The organism is Sphingopyxis sp. EU05-FHT14B03 (genome assembly GCF_058790875.1).
Genome location: NZ_JBYTDC010000002.1, coordinates 601,064 through 619,526 on the forward strand (window position 1 = coordinate 601,064; position 18,463 = coordinate 619,526).

At 64.6% G+C, this 18,463-nt stretch carries 17 protein-coding genes and 1 pseudogene; 16 read left to right on the forward strand and 2 right to left on the reverse strand.

The window, feature by feature from the left end:
• The first annotated feature begins 100 nt into the window (after positions 1 to 100).
• The 14 genes and pseudogenes from AC3WS4_RS12005 to AC3WS4_RS12070 all read left to right on the forward strand — a co-directional run.
• A complete protein-coding gene (locus AC3WS4_RS12005; protein WP_492738459.1) occupies positions 101 to 676 on the forward strand; it encodes a hypothetical protein in 576 nt (191 codons plus the stop codon).
• Positions 673 to 1,401: a hypothetical protein gene (locus tag AC3WS4_RS12010; protein WP_492738457.1), complete on the forward strand. Its 729-nt coding sequence runs from the start codon at positions 673 to 675 to the stop codon at positions 1,399 to 1,401. Before AC3WS4_RS12005 ends, AC3WS4_RS12010 begins: the two co-directional genes overlap by 4 nt.
• Positions 1,402 to 1,410: 9 nt before the next feature.
• The gene (locus tag AC3WS4_RS12015) at positions 1,411 to 1,671 is read left to right on the forward strand and encodes a hypothetical protein (protein WP_056347704.1); all 261 of its coding nucleotides are present in this window, start codon (positions 1,411 to 1,413) and stop codon (positions 1,669 to 1,671) included.
• Positions 1,668 to 2,108, forward strand: a complete 441-nt coding sequence (mce, locus tag AC3WS4_RS12020; protein WP_492738455.1) for a methylmalonyl-CoA epimerase — start codon at positions 1,668 to 1,670, stop codon at positions 2,106 to 2,108. The genes AC3WS4_RS12015 and mce overlap by 4 nt, the downstream gene beginning before the upstream one ends.
• Positions 2,109 to 2,187: 79 nt before the next feature.
• Entirely contained in the window at positions 2,188 to 4,335 is a 2,148-nt protein-coding gene (gene scpA / locus AC3WS4_RS12025) for a methylmalonyl-CoA mutase (protein ID WP_492738453.1), read from the forward strand.
• Entirely contained in the window at positions 4,332 to 5,612 is a 1,281-nt protein-coding gene (locus AC3WS4_RS12030; RefSeq protein ID WP_492738451.1) for an O-acetylhomoserine aminocarboxypropyltransferase, read from the forward strand. Before scpA ends, AC3WS4_RS12030 begins: the two co-directional genes overlap by 4 nt.
• A complete protein-coding gene (gene bioB / locus AC3WS4_RS12035) occupies positions 5,609 to 6,619 on the forward strand; it encodes a biotin synthase BioB (protein ID WP_492738449.1) in 1,011 nt (336 codons plus the stop codon). The genes AC3WS4_RS12030 and bioB overlap by 4 nt, the downstream gene beginning before the upstream one ends.
• A complete protein-coding gene (locus AC3WS4_RS12040) occupies positions 6,616 to 7,044 on the forward strand; it encodes a hypothetical protein (protein ID WP_492738447.1) in 429 nt (142 codons plus the stop codon). Before bioB ends, AC3WS4_RS12040 begins: the two co-directional genes overlap by 4 nt.
• The gene (locus AC3WS4_RS12045; RefSeq protein WP_492738445.1) at positions 7,041 to 7,283 is read left to right on the forward strand and encodes a hypothetical protein; all 243 of its coding nucleotides are present in this window, start codon (positions 7,041 to 7,043) and stop codon (positions 7,281 to 7,283) included. The genes AC3WS4_RS12040 and AC3WS4_RS12045 overlap by 4 nt, the downstream gene beginning before the upstream one ends.
• Positions 7,280 to 7,702 (forward strand): hypothetical protein, encoded by a 423-nt coding sequence (locus AC3WS4_RS12050; RefSeq protein WP_492738443.1) that lies wholly within the window; start codon positions 7,280 to 7,282, stop codon positions 7,700 to 7,702. The genes AC3WS4_RS12045 and AC3WS4_RS12050 overlap by 4 nt, the downstream gene beginning before the upstream one ends.
• On the forward strand, positions 7,699 to 8,115 hold the full coding sequence (locus tag AC3WS4_RS12055) for a lysozyme inhibitor LprI family protein (protein ID WP_492738441.1): 417 nt from the start codon (positions 7,699 to 7,701) through the stop codon (positions 8,113 to 8,115). Before AC3WS4_RS12050 ends, AC3WS4_RS12055 begins: the two co-directional genes overlap by 4 nt.
• A gap of 2 nt (positions 8,116 to 8,117) precedes the next feature.
• Entirely contained in the window at positions 8,118 to 10,124 is a 2,007-nt protein-coding gene (locus AC3WS4_RS12060) for an ATP-binding protein (RefSeq protein WP_492738439.1), read from the forward strand.
• Between the two features lie 106 nt (positions 10,125 to 10,230).
• Positions 10,231 to 10,602, forward strand: coding sequence for a tRNA-binding protein (locus tag AC3WS4_RS12065; protein WP_492738437.1), 372 nt, complete (start codon positions 10,231 to 10,233; stop codon positions 10,600 to 10,602).
• Between the two features lie 123 nt (positions 10,603 to 10,725).
• Positions 10,726 to 11,049: pseudogene (locus AC3WS4_RS12070) on the forward strand (MAPEG family protein); the annotation flags it as partial.
• A gap of 84 nt (positions 11,050 to 11,133) precedes the next feature.
• Here the strand turns inward: AC3WS4_RS12070 and AC3WS4_RS12075 are convergent.
• Positions 11,134 to 11,904, reverse strand: coding sequence for a cyclase family protein (locus AC3WS4_RS12075; RefSeq protein ID WP_187139853.1), 771 nt, complete (start codon positions 11,902 to 11,904; stop codon positions 11,134 to 11,136).
• 228 nt (positions 11,905 to 12,132) lie between these two features.
• Between AC3WS4_RS12075 and AC3WS4_RS12080 the strand changes: the two genes are divergently transcribed.
• Positions 12,133 to 13,776: an MFS transporter gene (locus tag AC3WS4_RS12080; protein WP_492738433.1), complete on the forward strand. Its 1,644-nt coding sequence runs from the start codon at positions 12,133 to 12,135 to the stop codon at positions 13,774 to 13,776.
• Positions 13,777 to 13,819: 43 nt separating this feature from the next.
• Entirely contained in the window at positions 13,820 to 14,866 is a 1,047-nt protein-coding gene (alr, locus tag AC3WS4_RS12085) for an alanine racemase (RefSeq protein WP_492738429.1), read from the forward strand.
• 109 nt (positions 14,867 to 14,975) lie between these two features.
• Here the strand turns inward: alr and AC3WS4_RS12090 are convergent, their stop codons facing one another.
• A complete protein-coding gene (locus tag AC3WS4_RS12090; protein WP_492738425.1) occupies positions 14,976 to 18,149 on the reverse strand; it encodes a TonB-dependent receptor domain-containing protein in 3,174 nt (1,057 codons plus the stop codon).
• Positions 18,150 to 18,463: the final 314 nt, after the last annotated feature.

Below are 18,463 nucleotides of genomic sequence, written 5' to 3' on the forward strand. Positions count from 1 at the left end.
CCGCATGGATCGCGCAGCTATTGGGTCGATGTTGTATTTTGCGCCTTGATGGGTTCGCTCGTTTCCGTCGGCGCCGTTGTGGCAGTAATGAGGATTTGATTTGAAACTTGGCCGCCCCAACCAATTCCTCCCCGGAACGGGGAGGGGGATCGTTCGCGAAGCGAATGGTGGAGGGGGCTGGCGTCCTGACGCGGCGTTGCGCAAGGACGCGAACCCACTCCGTCAGCGCTTCGCGCTGCCACCTCCCCGCAAGCGGGGAGGAATTGACTTTCTTGTCGCCGCTATCGCATGTCTCGTCGCGCCCAACGCAATCGCCCAGGATACCGCGGACCAATGGGAGCGCGGCAGCGACCCGGTCACCGTCACCAGCGGGCTGCATCACATCGCCAGCGACACCTATATCACCTGCTCGCCGCAGGGCGGTTTTGTCCGCGTGTCGGTCGCGGCGACGCGCGACCACCCCGTGACGCTGTCCTCGGGCGCGGTCGAGGCGCGCGTTTTCGAAGGCACGCTGACCGATGGTCGCATCCATGGCTTCATCAACGCCGACGATCCGCTTTACGCGGCGGTGATCGCCAATCGCGAGTTGACCATCGACGGCAAGAGCTTGGGTTTTTCCGACAAGGATTTCCGCTATTTCTCGTTGCTGATGCGGTCTTGCAAGGTGCCTTCATGACGTTGAAATTCGCTCTCCCCATGCTGGCGCTCGCGCTGGTCGCTCCGGCCACCGGACAGGCGGCGGACAGGGCTTTCCCGATCCAGCTCGCCGACGAGGCGACCCCCGATCTTGCCGAAGCCTTTGTCGAGGCGTTCGAGACTCCGATGGCCTCGTCGAGCGACCTCGACGCGGTGCGGGTGATCGACGAGCGGAGCTATCATTTCCGCCCCGTGGCGATGCACAAGATCGGCGACCATTTGTGGGCGCTGCTCAGCACCGGCAGTCTGGAGGATGCGGGGCATAGCGACGGCGGCATCAACGCGGTCCATTATCTGCGCGATGCCGAGGGCGGCTGGCAGCGGGTCGGCGAATGGTTGAACCTTGGTGCGGTCGGCACCGTCGGCAATGCCGCGACCGGCTGGGCGTTCAGCGATGCAATCGGCAAATACCCCTATCTGGTCACCTCGGGCGGCGGCGTGTGGCAGGGCTGCGCGATCAGCACCGCGACGCTGACCGAACTGGCGCCGGGTGGCCCGGTCGACCGGGCGGGCTTCACCGACGCGATGAGTTCGGGCGCGGGGACCGGGCAGGTGGACGGCGAATATGACGGCAGGATCGTCGCCGCCGAACCCGACAACAGCTTTACCGTCGGTTACACCGGCACGCGGTCGTTCACGCAGCGCTATGTGCTGAAGGACGGAAAATATGCGCTGGTCGGCACCGATCAGGTTCCGGGTTGCTGAGGCGGCGTGATGGAATGGCTCTGGGCCGCCATCTCGGTCTGCTGGACCATCGGCGCATGGGTCGTCGCGCGCGCGGTCTGGGCGATGGCGCAGAGTTGGAGCGCGAGCGGCATGGTCGATAGCGGGTTGGCCGGCGGCCTGTCGCGCGACGCCAACCCCGTCGGCTTTGCGGTTGCACGCGGCGCCGCGTTGCTGGTCGCGGGACTGGCCTTGCTTTTCGTCGCGATCGGGATCGCGATCACATTGGGATGGATATCGAGGGCTTTATGAAACTGGGACGTTTGAACCATATCGGCGTTGCGACGCCGTCGATCGCCGACAGCATTGTCTTTTATCGCGACGTGATGGGCGCGACGAAGATCCACGAACCGTTCGACCTGCCCGAGCAGGGGGTGAAGGTGTGTTTCGTCGATACGCCCGGCGTCGACGGGGCGCTGAACGGGACGCAGATCGAGCTGGTCGAGCCGTTGCCCGGCAACACGTCGATCGCGGGCTTTCTCGAGAAGAACCCGGCGGGCGGGCAGCATCATATGTGTTATGAAGTGCCCGACATCCACACCGCCAAGGCCGCGTTCGAGGCGCTGGGCAAGCGCGTGCTGGGCGAGCCGCGTATCGGCGCGCATGGGACGCTGATTTTCTTCCTGCACCCCAAGGATATGGGCGGGGTGCTGACCGAGATCATGGAGACGCCGAAGGGCGATCATTAATCCGTGTTCCCCGGCGCAAGCCGGGGCCCATGACTTCTGGACCCCGGCTTGCGCCGGGGAACATAAAAAGAGACTGCATATGACCGACAAACCCACCCTCGACCAATGGGCTACCGCCGCGACCAAGGAAGTGAAGGGCAAAGACCTCACCTGGCACACTGCCGAGGGGATCGACGTCAAGCCGCTCTATACGGCCGAGGACGTGACGGTGGAGCCCGGCCTACCCGGCTTCGCGCCCTTCACGCGCGGCGTGCGCGCGTCGATGTATGCGGGGCGGCCGTGGACGATCCGGCAATATGCGGGCTTTTCGACCGCCGAGGAATCGAACGCCTTCTATCGCCGCAACCTCGCGGCGGGGCAGAAAGGCCTGTCGGTCGCTTTCGACCTTGCGACGCACCGCGGCTATGACAGCGACCATCCGCGCGTTACCGGCGACGTCGGCAAGGCGGGGGTCGCGATCGACAGCGTCGAGGATATGAAAATCCTGTTCGACGGCATTCCCCTCGACCAGATGTCGGTTTCGATGACGATGAACGGCGCGGTGATCCCGATCCTCGCCTTCTTCATCGTCGCGGGCGAGGAGCAGGGGGTCGACCGCAAATTGCTCGACGGCACGATCCAGAACGACATCCTCAAGGAGTTCATGGTCCGCAACACCTATATCTACCCGCCCGAACCGAGCATGCGGATCATCAGCGACATCTTCGGTTACACGTCGCGCGAGATGCCCAAGTTCAACAGCATCTCGATCTCGGGCTATCATATGCAGGAAGCCGGCGCGACGCAGGTGCAGGAACTGGCCTTCACCATCGCCGACGGCATGGAATATGTGAAATATGGCGTCGCCTCTGGGCTCGACATCGACAAGTTCGCCGGGCGGCTGAGCTTCTTTTTCGCGATCGGCATGAACTTCTTCATGGAGATCGCCAAGCTGCGCGCGGCTCGGGTGCTGTGGCACCGCGCGATGACCAATTTGGGTGCGCAGGACGAGCGGTCGAAGATGCTGCGCACGCATTGCCAGACGTCGGGCGTGTCGCTGACCGAGCAGGACCCCTACAATAACGTCATGCGCACGACGATCGAGGCGATGGCGGCGATGCTCGGCGGCACCCAGTCGCTGCACACCAACGCGCTTGACGAGGCGATCGCGCTGCCGACCGATTTCTCGGCGCGTATCGCGCGCAACACCCAGATCGTCATCCAGGAAGAGACCGGGATGACCAAGGTCGTCGACCCGCTCGGCGGCAGTTATTATGTCGAAGCGCTGACCCAGCAACTCGTCGATGCGGCGCAGGAAATCATCGACCGCGTCCAGTCCGAAGGCGGCATGGCGAAGGCGGTCGCGGCGGGCTGGCCCAAGGCGATGATCGAGACCGCGGCGGCGTCGCGGCAGGCGCGCGTCGATCGCGGCGACGATGTGATCGTGGGCGTGAACAAATATCGCCTCAAGGACGAAGACCTGCTCGAAACGCTCGAGGTCGATAACGCCAAGGTGCGCGAGGGGCAGATCGCGCGGATCGCCAAGACCAAGGCGGAGCGCGACGAAGCCGCGTGCCAGGCCGCGCTGAAGGCGCTGCGCGATGCGGCGGCGGGCGAGCAGTCGATCGAGAACAACCTCCTCGCGCACGCCGTCGAGGCCGCGCGCGCGCGCGCGACGCTCGGTGAAATCTCGTCGGCGATGGAGGAAAGCTTCGAGCGTTACGGCACCCAGCCGACCCCGGTGAAGGGCGTCTATGCCGCGCCCTATGAGGGCGACGCGCGTTGGCAGCAGGTGCTCGACGGCGTCGCGGCGGTCGAACGCCGCATGGGACGCAAACCGAAACTGCTCGTCGCCAAGATGGGGCAGGACGGGCACGACCGCGGCGCGAACATCATCGCCTCGGCGTTCGGCGACATGGGGTTCGACGTCGTGTCGGGGCCTTTGTTCCAGACGCCCGAGGAAACGGTGGTGCTGGCACTCGACAGCGGCGTCGACGTCGTCGGCGCGTCGAGCCTCGCCGCCGGGCACAAGACGCTGATCCCCGAACTGATCGGCAAGCTGCGCGAAGCCGGCCGCACCGACATCAAGGTGATCGCGGGCGGCGTCATCCCGCCGCAGGATTACGACTATCTGCGCGACGCCGGGGTGCAGGGGATTTATGGCCCCGGATCGAACGTCGTCGAATGCGCGGCCGATGTGCTGCGCCTGCTCGGCCACAATATGCCGCCGCTGGAGGATGCCGCATGACCGGACAGAAGCCCGAAACGCTGTCGGTCCATGCGGGGACCGCTCCCGATCCGACGACCAAGGCGCGGATTACCCCGATCTATCAGACCGCATCCTATGTCTTCGACGATGTCGATCATGCGGCGCGCCTGTTCAACCTGCAGGAATTCGGGAATATCTACACCCGGATCATGAACCCGACGAACGGCGCGCTGGAAGGCAAGGTCGCCGCGCTCGAAGGCGGGCAGGCGGCGTTGGCGGTGGCGTCGGGGCATGCCGCGCAATTCCTGGCGTTTCACACGCTGATGGAGCCGGGCTGCGAGATCGTCGCGGCCAAGAAACTCTATGGCGGGTCGCTCAACCAGCTCGGCCAGAGCTTTCGCAAGATGGCCTGGCACACGCAGTTCGTCGATGCCGACGATGCGGGCAATGTCGCCGCGGCGATCAACGACAAGACACGCGCGGTGTTCATCGAAAGCCTCGCCAATCCGGGCGGCGTCGTGCAGGACATCGAGGCGATCGCCAAGGTCGCGCATGATGCCGGGGTGCCGCTGATCGTCGACAACACGATGGCGACGCCGATCCTGTGCCGCCCGATCGAGCATGGCGCCGACATCGTCGTCCATTCGACCACCAAATTCCTCAACGGCCATGGCAATGCCATCGGCGGGGTGATCGTCGACGCGGGCAGCTTCGACTGGGCGAAGGGCGGCAAATATCCGACGCTGAGCGAACCCAATGCGTCGTATCACGGGCTGAAGTTCACCGAGGCATTCGGCAATCTCGCCTTCATCCTCGCCGCGCGCACGCTGGGCCTGCGCGACCTGGGGCCCGCGCTGGCGCCGATGAACGCCTTCCTCGCGCTGACCGGCATGGAGACGCTGGCGCTGCGGATGGACCGGCATTGCAGCAATGCGATCGCGCTCGCCAAATGGCTGCAGGCGCATCCGGCGGTGAGCTGGGTGTCCTATGCGGGGCTGCGCGAAAGCCCGTATCACGAACTGGCGCACAAATATCTCGGCGGCCGCGCCGGATCGGTTTTCACCTTCGGGCTCCAGGGCGGATATGATGCCGGGGTCCGGCTGGTGTCGTCGGTCAAGCTGTTCAGCCACCTCGCCAATCTTGGCGATACGCGCTCGCTGATCATCCACCCGGCATCGACCACGCACAGCCAATTGGACGCCGACGAACTGGCACAGGCGGGGGCCGGCCCCGACGTCGTGCGCGTGTCGGTGGGCATCGAGCATATCGACGACATCATCGCCGACCTGGCGCAGGCATTGGAGACTATCGCGTGACTGAGAGCCGTACCGACTGGACCCGCGAGGAAATCGCCGAGCTGTTCGACCTGCCGTTCGACGAGCTGATGTGGGAGGCGCAGGGCGTCCACCGCCGCCATCATGCGCGCGGGCAGGTGCAGCTGTGCACCTTGCTCAGCATCAAGACCGGCGGCTGCGTCGAGGATTGCGGCTATTGCTCGCAGTCGAAGCACGCCGACAGTGGGCTCAAGGCGACCAAGCTGATGGACGTGCGCGCGGTGCTGCAGGCGGCGGCGCAGGCGAAGGATGCGGGATCGCAGCGCTTCTGCATGGGCGCCGCCTGGCGCAACCCCAAGGATCGCGACATGCCCGCGATCGTCGAGATGATCGAGGGCGTGCGCCAGATGGGCATGGAAACCTGCATGACGCTCGGCATGCTCAACAAGGACCAGGCGCAGACGCTCGCGGTCGCGGGGCTCGACTATTATAACCATAATGTCGACACGAGCCCGGAGAATTACGAGAATATCATCTCGACGCGCACCTTCCAGGACCGGCTCGACACGCTCGAAGAGGTCCGCAATGCGGGCATCAACGTCTGTTCGGGCGGGATCGTCGGCATGGGCGAGACGCGCGCCGACCGCGTCGGCTTCATCCACGCGCTCGCGACCTTGCCGCGCCATCCCGAAAGCGTGCCGGTCAACGCGCTGGTGCCGGTGAAGGGCACCGTGCTCGGCGACATGCTCGCCGACACCCCGCTGGCGCAGATCGACGAGATCGAGTTCGTCCGCACCGTCGCGGTCGCGCGCATCGCGATGCCGCTGAGCATGGTCCGCCTGTCGGCGGGGCGCGAGAGCATGTCGGAAGCGACGCAAGCGCTCTGCTTCATGGCGGGTGCGAACAGCATCTTCACCGGCGACAAATTGCTGACCACGGCGAATGCGGGGGACAGCAAGGACGCGGCGCTGTTCGCGAAGCTGGGCATCGTGCCGATGGTGAGCGAAGAGCCGATGCGCCGGGATATTCTGACGGAAGCCGCGGAGTGAATTTGGCGCGCGCCTCGATGCTGGCGTTGGGCACGGCTGCGGCGCTGGTCTCGGTCGACGCGGCGGCTTGTTCGGTCAGCGGGCGGCCCGCGCCGACTGCCGCCGAGCGCATCGCCGGACGCGACGACCTGCGCCAGGTCACCGGCAGCTTTCGGATCGAGGATATTTCCGAAGCCAATCACCTCGAACGCCAGATCGTCCGCGGCAGCGTCACGCGCGCGAACGGGAAAAGCTATCCGGTTTCCTACGAGTATATGGACGTCTGGGTTCAGTGCCTGATCTACGTCCTGCCGCAAGGGGAGGCCGAGGGCGTCTTCTATCTATCGCGCCGGTCCGGCAAGGACGGACGCTACGAACTCGTCGACTGGACCGGGCGCTACGTCGAGGGCAAGGTGATCGGTTATCCCGAGGGGCAGGGCCAATGACCCGAAAGCCGCTCCTCCTTCTTTTGATCTCGGTGCTGTTGCTGCCCGCGTCCTGCGCGTGCGGCTACAGCGCGAACCGGATGCAGGGGGTGCGGATGGGGTCCGAGGGCGGCACGGGGGCGCCCCTGTGGGCCGAGAATCTGCTGTGGATCGGCGCGCTGGCGCTGATCATCCTGTGGGCGCGGCAGGTGTCGAAAATCTATCGCAGCGAACCGGCGGCGGAGGAGACGGGCGAATGATCCGGGCTACCGTCTGCAGCGCAACGCTCCTGTTGCTTTCCGCCGAACCGGCGCTCGCATGCTGGCAACAAACGCCGGCGGGCGAGGCGCTGGAACGGAAGCGCGAGCAGGACTGGCTGCGCAAGAACAGCGACAAGGTGGTGACCGGCACCTGGCATCTTCTCGCAGAAGATGCGGACGACGCCAGCGGCTATCGCAAGACCGGCTATATCGAAACGCGGCGCGGCAAGCTGGTCGAGCGCTATCGCACCTCCTTCGCGGCCGAGATCAACTGCGGCTTTCCGAATTATTATGTGAAGGATGGCGATACGGGCCGCTTCTATCTGGAGCATGACGAGGCCGATCCCGATGACGCCGCCGACGGCTTCATCGACGCCTACGACTATGTGCATTTCGTGCGGACGGGAGAGGGCGAATGATGCTGATGTCGTTGATGCTGCTCTTGGCTGCTGCCGCTCAACCGGCCTCCACTGAAGCCCGTCCATGCTCCGGACTCGAATCCAACCTCGATTATACGTCATGTTGGCAGGAGCGAGCCGACGGTGCGCGAGCGGAGGTCGATGCCGCTTACGCCCACGCACGACGGGTCGCAGACACGTCCGACTTGCAAGAAAGTTACGGCGGCGATGCGAGGGATTGGCTTTCTAGCCCGTTGCAGGAATCGCAGACGGACTGGATCAAATATCTCGACCAACAATGTTTGTTCGAAGGCAGGATAGCCCGCGGCGGAACGGGAACGCGGGCACTGATTGCCCAATGCAAGGATCGCTTGAGTCGGGCTCGAACCGAAGAGCTAGAAAGCGTCGCAAGACTTATGGAAGGCAATAGCTAGAGATGTTCAAGAAAATCCTGATCGCCAACCGCGGTGAAATCGCCTGCCGCGTCATCAAGACCGCACGCCGCATGGGCATCGCCACCGTCGCCGTCTATTCGGACGCCGACGCGCGCGCGCCCTTCGTGCAGATGGCCGATGAAGCGGTGCATATCGGCGCCTCGCCCGCGTCCGAATCCTATCTGATCGCCGACAAGATCATCGCCGCGTGCAAGCAAACCGGCGCCGAGGCGGTGCATCCGGGCTATGGCTTCCTGTCCGAACGCACCAGCTTTGCCGAGGCGCTGGCGAAGGAGGGTATCGCCTTTGTCGGCCCGCCGGTGAATGCGATCGCCGCGATGGGCGACAAGATCGAGTCGAAGAAGCTGGCGCTGGCGGCAGGGGTAAATGTGGTCCCCGGCTTCGTCGGCGAGATCGACGACACCGAGCATGCGGTGCGCATCGCGAACGAAATCGGCTATCCGGTGATGATGAAGGCGTCGGCGGGCGGCGGCGGCAAGGGCATGCGCCTCGCCTATGACGAAAAGGACGTCCGCGAAGGGTTTGAGGCGACCAAGCGCGAAGGGCTCAACAGCTTCGGCGACGACCGCGTCTTCATCGAGAAGTTCATCCTCAACCCGCGCCACATCGAAATCCAGATCCTGGGCGACCAGCATGGCAACACGCTCTACCTCAACGAGCGCGAGTGCAGCATCCAGCGCCGCCACCAGAAGGTCGTCGAGGAAGCGCCGTCGCCCTTCGTCACGCCCAAAATGCGCAAAGCGATGGGCGAGCAGTGCGTCGCGCTCGCCAAGGCGGTCGGCTATTATAGCGCGGGCACGGTCGAACTGATCGTTAGCGGCGCCGACCCGACGGGCGAGAGCTTCTATTTCCTCGAAATGAACACGCGGCTTCAGGTCGAGCATCCAGTGACCGAGGCGATCACCGGCATCGACCTGGTCGAGCAGATGATCCGCGTTGCTTACGGAGAAAAGCTCGACCTGAAACAGGAAGACGTCAAGCTCGACGGCTGGGCGATCGAGAACCGCGTCTACGCCGAGGATCCCTATCGCGGCTTCCTGCCCTCGACCGGGCGGCTCGTGCGCTATCGCACCCCGGTTCCGGCGTGGGAAGGCGACGAGCGCGGCGAGGACGGCGTGCGCGTCGATGCAGGGGTCGAGGAAGGCGGCGAGGTGTCGATCTTCTACGACCCGATGATCGCCAAGCTGATCACCTGGGGCAAGACGCGCGACGAGGCCGCCGACCTGCAGGTCGCGGCGCTCGACCGTTTCGAACTCGAAGGGCTCGGCCACAATATCGACTTCCTGTCGGCGATCATGCAGCATCCGCGTTTCCGCTCGGGCGAGCTGACCACCGGCTTCATCGCAGAGGAATATCCCGAAGGCTTCCACGGCGCCGACACCGACGCCGATGTGACGCGCGCGCTGGCGGCGATCGCGGGCTTTATGGCCAGCGCCGAGGCCGACCGCGCGCGGCGCACCGACGGCCAGCTCGGCGACCGGCTGAACCCGCCGGCCAAATGGCAGGTGACGATCGACGGCACCCCGCACAAGGTCAAGGTCGGCGAAAAACACATCAAGGTCGACGGCGACAAGGTCGATATCGCGCTCGAATATACGCCGGGCGACAAGCTCGTCGTCGCCGATATCGACGACAGCGAACTGGCGGTGAAGGTCGCGAAGACGCGCACCGGCTGGCGCATGACGACGCGCGGGCGCATCCACAATGTCCGCGTCCTGCCCTGGCACATCGCGCCGCTGACCGCGCATATGATCGAAAAGGTGCCGCCCGACCTGTCGAAGTTCCTGATCTGCCCGATGCCCGGCCTGCTCGTCGCGCTGCATGTCGGCGCGGGCGACAAGGTCGAAGCCGGCCAGCCGCTCGCGACGGTCGAAGCGATGAAGATGGAGAACATCCTGCGCGCCGAAAAGACCGGCACGGTGAAAACCGTCAACGCGGCGCAGGGCGACAGCCTGGCCGTCGACGCGGTGATTTTGGAGATGGAATAGCGCTCCCGCATTTCGTCATTGCGAGGAGCGAAGCGACGAAGCAATCCACAGTGGGCGCAAACCGCCCTGGATTGCTTCGCTTCGCTCGCAATGACGGAATTGGACAATGCACCTGAATCACGACAACCACACGCCCGCCGCCCCCTCGATCACCTTCGACGATTTCCTGAAGGTCGATATCCGCATCGGCACGATCGTCGAGGCCGAACCCTTTCCCGAAGCGCGCAAACCCGCCTTCAAGCTGAAGATCGACTTCGGTCCCGCGATCGGCGTGAAGAAAAGCAGCGCGCAGATCGTCGACCGTTACGCGCTGGACGAATTGGTCGGGCGGCAGGTCGCCGCGGTGGTGAACTTCCCGCCGCGCCAGATCGGCAAGTTCATGTCCGAAGTGCTGACGCTCGGCTTTGCCGACGAGGAAGGCGCGGTGATCCTGTTCGCGCCGGATCGGGTGGTGCCGAACGGGTCGCGATTGTTCTGATCGCGCTACCCGAAATACCGTCATTGCGAGCGTAGCGAAGCAATCCAGAGTAGCGTAAACCGCTCTGGATTGCTTCGCTACGCTCGCAATGACGGCGAACGAGGAAGCTGGGGGGAGCGACCTATGACTTTACCGGTAACCGCCTTTGTGGCCGCCGTCTGCGCGCTGCTTTTGCTCGCGACCGCGATCGACACGGTGCGCCAGCGGCTGCGCGTACAGGCCGCCTTTGGCGATCATGGCGACGCGAAGCTGATCAGCGCGAGCCGCAGCCACGGTAATCTCGCCGAATATGCGCCGATCACAATCATCCTGCTCGGCCTGCTCGAAAGTGCGCGCGCCAATCATATGGCGCTGATGGTCATCGGCGCGATCTTCCTGATCGGCCGCGTCGCGCATATCGCGGGGCTTTATGCGAAGATTGAGCCGGGCAAGGCACCGATCCCGCGCCAGATCGGCGTCGTCGCGACCTTCGGGACGTTGCTGGCGTTGGGCGGTTGGACCTTGTGGATGCTGGCGACGGTTAAACGCGGCTCAGCTTTCCACCAACGCCACCGCCCTTATCCACCCCGCGCTGGCGCGTTCGATCTTCACCGGGAAGCAGCTCAGCGTCCAGCCGGTCGGCGGCAGCGCTGCGAGGTTGGTGAGTTTCTCGATCTGGTAATAGGGCTGGATGCGCCCCGCCTTGTGACCCTCCCAGATGATCTTCGGGTCGCGCGTTTCGGCCCAGCGCCTTGCGGTGTGGCTGAACGGCGCGTCCCAGCTCCACGCGTCGGTGCCGACGACCTGTACGCCGCGTTCGGTCAGGTAGAGCGTCGCTTCCTCGCCCATGCCGCAGCCCTGGTCGGTGAAATTGTCGGTGCCATAGATGGCGCCCGACTGGACGAGCACGATGTCGAAGGGCTGAAGGCTATGCCCGATGCGCGTCAGTTCGGCTTCGACCTCGGCGGCGCTCACGACATGGCCCGCGGGGCGGTCCGAAAAGTCGAGCTTCACCCCGGGGCGGAAAAACAGGTCGAGCGGCGCCTCGTCGATGCTCGGCGCCGGCGTGGCGCCGCGGTCGGTGGTCGAGTGGAAATGCCAGGGCGCGTCCATATGCGTGCCGTTGTGCGTGCTCAATGTCAGGCTCTCGACCGCCCAGCCTTCGCCATCGGGCAGGTCGTCCTGCGTCAGTCCCGGGAAGAACATCGCGATCTGCTGCCACGTGTTTTCATGGGTCATGTAGGTGATCTGCGGGCGCATCACCGGGGGGTCGGAGACGACGTCGTTGGTGATCGGGATCGAAAGGTCGATGAACTGGGTCATGCGGCGCAGTCTGCCACCGGTTTGACGCTACGCCAAGAAGGCTTGCGCGGCGCGACCGGACAGCTACACAAACCTCAATCCGTTTGTGTCGAGCGAAGTCGAGACACGCGTTGTCGTGCGTGCCTTCGGGGCATCTCGAGCTTGGTTTACTCTGAGCGCCTGCAAGGCAGTCGAAGGGCTCGATGCGAACGGGAAGGGGAAAGGCCCGAGAGGCCAAAGGGAGAGCATATGACCGACGCAGCCGCTGTCGCCAGCCATGGCGCAGCCTATACGCCGACCAAGAAGGATATCCGCATGGTCATCGCCGCCTCGTCGGCGGGGACGATCTTCGAATGGTATGATTTCTTCATATACGGCACGCTCGCGGCGATCATCGGCAAGGCCTTTTTCCCCAGCGACAATGCGACGCTTGAAATCCTGCTCGTCTGGGCCGGCTTCGCGGTCGGTTTCGGGTTTCGCCCGCTGGGCGCGGTGCTGTTCGGCTTTCTCGGCGACCGGCTGGGGCGCAAATATACCTTCCTCGTCACCGTCACCCTGATGGGCATCGCGACGGCGGGGGTCGGCATGATCCCGTCGGCGGCGACGATCGGCATCGCGGCGCCGATCATCGTCATCCTGCTGCGCGTACTCCAGGGGCTGGCGCTCGGCGGCGAATATGGCGGTGCCGCCGTGTATGTGGCCGAACATTCGCCGCTCGAACGGCGCGGCTTCTATACCAGCTTCATCCAGGCGAGCGTCGTCGGCGGCTTCGTGCTCAGCCTGATCGTCGTGCTCGGGTGCAAGGTGCTGATGTCCGATGCGGTGTGGGAAAGCTGGGGGTGGCGCGTGCCGTTCCTGCTGTCGCTGATCCTGCTCGCCATCTCTTTGTGGATGCGGCTCAAGCTATCCGAAAGCCCGGTGTTCCAGGCGATGAAGGCCGAGGGCGAACTGGCGAAGAACCCGCTCAAGGAGAGCTTCACCTTTCCGGGCAACCCGCGCCGTATCTTCATCGCGCTGTTCGGCATCGCCGCCGGTCTGACGGTGATCTGGTACACCGCGATGTTCTCGGGCCTCGCCTTCCTGAAAGGCCCGATGAAGGTCGAGGACACCGCCGCCGAGATCATCGTCGGGTTCGCCGCCGCGCTCGGCATGGGCTTTTTCCTGTGGGCGGGGCATCTCTCCGACCGCATCGGGCGCAAGAAGCCGATCGTCTGGGGCTATGCCGCGACGCTGGTGCTGCTCTTCCCCTTGTTCTGGCTGATGGGCAGCGTCGGCAATCCCGCGCTGACCGCCGCGGCCGAAAAGGCGCCGGTGGTGGTCACCGGCTCGCAGTGCAGCTTCGACCCCTTCGCATCGAAACAGGCGACCGCGTGCGGCAAGACGCTCGGCGAACTCACCAAGCTCGGCGTGCCGTACAAAGTGGTCAGCAGCGACAACGCCTTCGACACCGTCAAGGTTCACATCGGCGGGCGCGAGGTCGCGGGCGAAGACCCGGCGGTGCTGAAACCCGCGCTCGAGGCGATGGGTTATGATTTCGAAAAGCAGATCCCCGGCCCGCTCGGCATCGCGGTGATCCTGGTCGCGCTGCTCGGTCTCAGCGCGCTGTCGGGCTTCACCTATGGCCCGGTCGCGGCGCTGCTCTCCGAAATGTTCCCGCCGCACGTCCGCTATTCGTCGCTGTCGATCCCCTATCATCTGGGGACCGGCTATTTCGGCGGTTTCCTGCCGCTGATCGCGAGCTTCATCATCGCCAAGACCGGCGATGCCTATGCCGGGCTGTGGTACACCTGGGGCGTGGTGCTGGTGGCATTCCTCGTCGCGGCGTTCATGCTCAAGGACCCGGTCGAGGGGCAGTGGGACAAGGTCGCGCCGTCACCGGGGCCGGTCGCCTGAACAGCCATTGGCGCTGCCGCCAATCGCGGCTAGGGGCGAGAGGATGATCGACATCGCCCCGCCGCTCCGCCTCCGCCTCGATGCCGGGGCGCTCGTTGCCAACTGGCGCTGGCTCGCTGCGCAAAGCGGCGGTGCGGTATGCGGCGCGGCGATCAAGGCCAATGGGTACGGGCTGGGCGCGCGCGACGTGATGCGGCACCTCGCCGCCGCGGGCTGCCGCGACTTCTTCGTTGCGACCTGGGCCGAGGCGGCGGCATTGATGCCGCTGCCCGCCGGGGTGTCGCTGTCGGTGCTGCACGGGGTCGGGGAGGCCGACATGGTCGCGGCGGGCACCCTGCCGGTGCGTCCGGTGCTGAACAGCGTCGAACAGGTTGCGCGCTGGCGCGCGACCGGGGACGGGCGGCCGTGCGACGTGATGGTCGATACCGGGATGAGCCGGCTCGGGCTGCGGATCGAAGAAGCGGTCGGCGGCGTGCTCGACGGGCTGGTGATCGAAACCCTGCTCAGCCATCTGGCGTCGGCGGATGAGGACAGCGGCCAGAATGCGCGCCAGCTCGCTGCGTTTCGCGCACTTCGCGATGCGATACCCGCCCGCCGCTACAGCCTGGCGAACAGCGCGGGCATCAGCCTCGGTGCAGATTACGCGTTCGACCTCACGCGCCCCGGCCTCGCGCTCTACGGCGGTACGCCGCGGATCGAGGCGGCTGGCCATATCCGCCAGGTCGTCTTTCCCGAGGCGCGCGTCCTGCAGGTGCGCGACGTGCGCGCCGGCGAGACGGTCGGTTATGGTGCAGCCTGGACCGCGCCGCGTGAGGCCTGCATCGCGGTCGCCAATCTCGGCTATGCCGACGGCTATCTGCGCTGCCACGCGGGCAGCGGCGGTGCGACGTGGAACGGCCATGCCCTGCCGCTCGTGGGGCGGGTGTCGATGGACTTGACCGCCTTCGACGCCGGCGCTGCCGGCGCGATCGGCGAGGGCGACTGGCTGGCGATCGATTACGACCTGCCGGTCACCGCGGCGGCGACCGGCCTGTCGCAATATGAATTGCTGACCGGACTCGGCCGCCGGTTCGAGCGCATCTGGGGCTGAGACCCGCTCGGAGGCGTCGTCGCCCGGCCGCTCCATTCGATCGCAGGCAAAGAAAAAGGCCGCCTTCCCGAAGGAAGGCGGCCCGTTTCCGCGGCCCGTGCCGACTGGATTACCAGTTGGCGCGGATACCCGCATAGAAGTAGCGGCCGAACGTGTCGTACGGATCGCCACCGGCAGTGCCGAGCAGGCCGAGCGGGGGCTTCTTGTCGAACACATTGTCCATGCCGACGTAGAAGTTGAACTTCTTGTCGATTTCCATGTTGGCACGGAAATTGTGGTAGAACGCGTCCGGATAGTAGACCCGCGGGAACTGGTCGGCGTCGAGCGGGGGTAGAGTAACGACCGTGCCGGGGGTGCAAGTGCCGCCACCGGGGATCGCCCCGCTGTTCGGACACGCGCCCTGATACGAGTTCTGCGCTTCCCAAGTCCCGATGGTCTGCTTGCCGATGTAACGAACCGACCAGCTGACATCCAGTTCGCCGAAGTCGTAGTTGATGCTGGCATTGGCCGAAAAACGCGGATCGCCAAGTTCGCTCATCTGACGGTTCGGAACGATCGGGTTCAGAATGTTGGTGTAGTTGTCGAGACGGATCAGATAGGTCGCGATCCCACGGAACGAGACGCGATGACCGTTGTCGAACGTCCGGCGATACTGGACGTCGAAATCGACGCCTTCGGTCTTCTGAGCCGCGAAGTTCACGCCGCCAACCTGCGCTGCGAAGTCCGCGAACAGACCCGTCGCCGCGTCACGCGGATACAGACCCGTCGGGTCGGTTGCCGTCGACGAACAGAAGGGGTTCGACGCATAGGGCGAGGCATCGTCGAAGCAGAGCGACAGCAGGTTTGCGAGGCTCGGCGCCGCAATCAGGCTATCAACCTTGATCCGGTAGTAGTCGACGGTGAAGTTGAAGCCCGGCAGGAAGCTGGGTTCGAACACCGCGCCGACGGTGAGGCTGCGGCCCTTTTCAACCTGGAGCGCCGAGTTGCCGCCTGAGGTAAAGCTGGTGCTGAACGAACGTGCAAGGCAGTTTACCCAAGGCCCGCCAAGAACCGGAGCCGAAGCGGTGCCTTCGCAGGCGTCGACCACAGCCTGATTGGCCGTCGTCGGAACACCCGCCGCAGCGCAGTTGGCCGCGCGGTTGGGGTTGTTGGCGATGTTCAGGCTGTCGCAGGGGTCACCGACCTGCGCGAAGTTCTGCGACTGGGGCGAAAAGAGATCGCTCTGTGTCGGAGCGCGGACCGACTTCGCATAGGCCGCACGGAACCGGACGTCCGGGATCGGAGCGTAGAGAGCCTGAACGTTCCATGCCCAGACCGTCCCGGCCGACGAATTGTAATCCGACACGCGGGCCGCAGCACCGAGCGACAGTTCCTCGGCGAACGGCATATTGGCGAGCAGCGGAAGATTAACTTCGCCAAACAGCTCCTTGACCGTCAGCTTCGGCGGATCGAACGGAAGGATCGCGTTCAGGAAAGTGCCGCCGCTGGCAGTCAGTTCGTCATACGACGACGAGGCTGTTTCTTCGCGATATTCGGCGCCGAGTGCGAAACCGATCGGGCCGCCCGGCAGTTCGAACAGTTGCGACAGGTCACCATTGATGCTGGCACCCGCCACGAACTGCTCGGCGCGTTCTTTCCTGAGCGCCGTCGTGTTGATGAAGTCCAGCGCAGCCTGGCTGGGCGCCCCGACGCCGAAGACGTTGATGGGCACACAGTCCGGACGCGTCACGGTCACGGCGTTGACGCGGCAGACGATCTGGCCGGCAGCATTGCGGGTCGCGTCGAGTGCGAGCAGGAAGCCATCCGGGTTGCCGTCGAGATCGAACAGCTTCAGGTTGTTGAGCGACTTCATGCGCGTATCGAGACGACCGTAGTTCAGCGATACTTCGTAGTTCCAGTCGTCGTTGAACGTGCCTTCAACACCACCGACAACGCGATAGGTCTCACGCGTGTGATATTCGCCGCGGCCGCCGAAGTCGGTGTTGAAACGCGAGATGGCGAACGCGCGCGAGCTAGGCGTTGCGTTGCAGACCCCGAAGCCAGCGAGAGTCTGGAAAGCCTGCGTCGTCAGGAACGGGTTGTCGCAACGCAAGTTGGTGCCGCCGCCGAAGAAGCCGGGAATGCTGCCCTGGAAGAAGCTCGGCTGACCTTCCTGAACCGCATTTACATGGACATATTTCGCTTCGATGAAGGGACGGAACGCATCGCTGACGTCGTAGTGGGCGAGCAGGTTGACGGCATAGCGTTCGAGACCCGCCGCGAGTTGACCGGTGTTGCGCAGTGTTGAACCGAAGCCGCCCTGCTGGTTGCCCGAACCGACCGACGAGAAACTCTGGTCGGGCGTGTCGATAAACAGGTCCCCGTTCGGCGCGAAGCGCAGATAGCGACGGCGGGCGCTGCTTGCCGCGTCGAGTGCGCCGATGGTGCCGCCATCGCTGATCGATGCGTTCTTGATGCCGCACAGGAAGGTGTTGTCGGGGATGCCGTCGCCCGCTGCGGGCTCGCCGGTGGTGGCGTCGGTCAGCTGGTACTGGCAGCGGCCCGAATAGGCACCGGTCAGGCTGTCGCGGTCGCTGAAATACAGCGGCTCGGCCTTCGCATATTCAGCCGAAACCGCGATGTTGCCGCGGCCATCGGCGAAATTCTTGCCCCATGTGCCGCTGACGAACAGGTTGCCGCGATCGCCGCGCGACGAGATGCCGCCCTGCGCGCGCAGGTTGATGCCGTCGAAGTTGCGCTTGGTGATGAAGTTGACGACGCCGGCGACGGCGTCCGAGCCGTAGATCGCCGAATTGCCGCCGGTCACGATGTCGACGCGCTCGAGCAGGTCGACAGGGATGGTGTTGACGTCGACCAGATAGTCGCCCGGCAGCGCGGTGATGTGGCGTTTGCCGTTGACCAGCACCAGCGTACGGGCGGTGCCGAGGCCACGAAGATCGAGGACGTTCAGGCCGGCGGTGCCGATGAAGCGGGTCGAGTTGCCCTGGCTGAAGGTCGAGCGCAGCGACGGAAGGTCGTTCAGCGCGTCGCCCAGCGAGACATCGCCGGTGTCGGTCAGTTCGCCGACGTCGACCGAGGTCAGCGGAACCGACGATTCGAGCGTCGGGCGGGCAATGCGCGAGCCGGTGACGACGATGGCGCGTTCTTTGTTCTCATCCGAATCGCAAACGCCATTCTCGTTGGCGTCGACGCAATCCGCGGTGCTCTGTGCGAGGACAGGCTGGCTCACGGACATTGCTACTGCAAAGGCAGCAGCACCCATAAGCAGGTGCGACTTGTTCATTTGGTAACTCCCCGGTTGCCCGTTCAAAAATAGAGATGAACGGATTGACAGCTAGAAAGCCGGAAAACGGAAAGCACACAAGCCCTTGGGGAAAAATTTATGACCGCTTCGCCGCATCGGTATGACATTGTGTCATTTTCGCAACAGTGACCAAGGCCCGCGCCGAAAAACCGTCAAATAATAAGCTTGTTGCAGTGCGACATGAAGTGGTCGGCCTTGGTGCCTTGGCGCGATAATTATGTCGCTATGGCAGTTTCCGTTGAAACTATGTTGCTTTAGCTGCGGCGCGGGGGCGGACCCGGCCTATCCGGCCT

Excerpts from the sequence above, each read along its gene's own strand:
- AC3WS4_RS12055 (WP_492738441.1), top strand. The coding sequence starts at position 7,699 with ATGATGCTGATGTCGTTGATGCTGCTCTTGGCTGCTGCCGCTCAACCG.
- AC3WS4_RS12030 (WP_492738451.1), top strand. The coding sequence starts at position 4,332 with ATGACCGGACAGAAGCCCGAAACGCTGTCGGTCCATGCGGGGACCGCT.
- AC3WS4_RS12010 (WP_492738457.1), top strand. The coding sequence starts at position 673 with ATGACGTTGAAATTCGCTCTCCCCATGCTGGCGCTCGCGCTGGTCGCT.
- AC3WS4_RS12060 (WP_492738439.1), top strand. The coding sequence starts at position 8,118 with ATGTTCAAGAAAATCCTGATCGCCAACCGCGGTGAAATCGCCTGCCGC.
- scpA (WP_492738453.1), top strand. The coding sequence starts at position 2,188 with ATGACCGACAAACCCACCCTCGACCAATGGGCTACCGCCGCGACCAAG.
- AC3WS4_RS12065 (WP_492738437.1), top strand. The coding sequence starts at position 10,231 with ATGCACCTGAATCACGACAACCACACGCCCGCCGCCCCCTCGATCACC.
- AC3WS4_RS12090 (WP_492738425.1), bottom strand. The coding sequence starts at position 18,149 with ATGAACAAGTCGCACCTGCTTATGGGTGCTGCTGCCTTTGCAGTAGCA.
- AC3WS4_RS12050 (WP_492738443.1), top strand. The coding sequence starts at position 7,280 with ATGATCCGGGCTACCGTCTGCAGCGCAACGCTCCTGTTGCTTTCCGCC.
- alr (WP_492738429.1), top strand. The coding sequence starts at position 13,820 with ATGATCGACATCGCCCCGCCGCTCCGCCTCCGCCTCGATGCCGGGGCG.
- AC3WS4_RS12045 (WP_492738445.1), top strand. The coding sequence starts at position 7,041 with ATGACCCGAAAGCCGCTCCTCCTTCTTTTGATCTCGGTGCTGTTGCTG.
- AC3WS4_RS12075 (WP_187139853.1), bottom strand. The coding sequence starts at position 11,904 with ATGACCCAGTTCATCGACCTTTCGATCCCGATCACCAACGACGTCGTC.
- AC3WS4_RS12080 (WP_492738433.1), top strand. The coding sequence starts at position 12,133 with ATGACCGACGCAGCCGCTGTCGCCAGCCATGGCGCAGCCTATACGCCG.
- AC3WS4_RS12015 (WP_056347704.1), top strand. The coding sequence starts at position 1,411 with ATGGAATGGCTCTGGGCCGCCATCTCGGTCTGCTGGACCATCGGCGCA.
- mce (WP_492738455.1), top strand. The coding sequence starts at position 1,668 with ATGAAACTGGGACGTTTGAACCATATCGGCGTTGCGACGCCGTCGATC.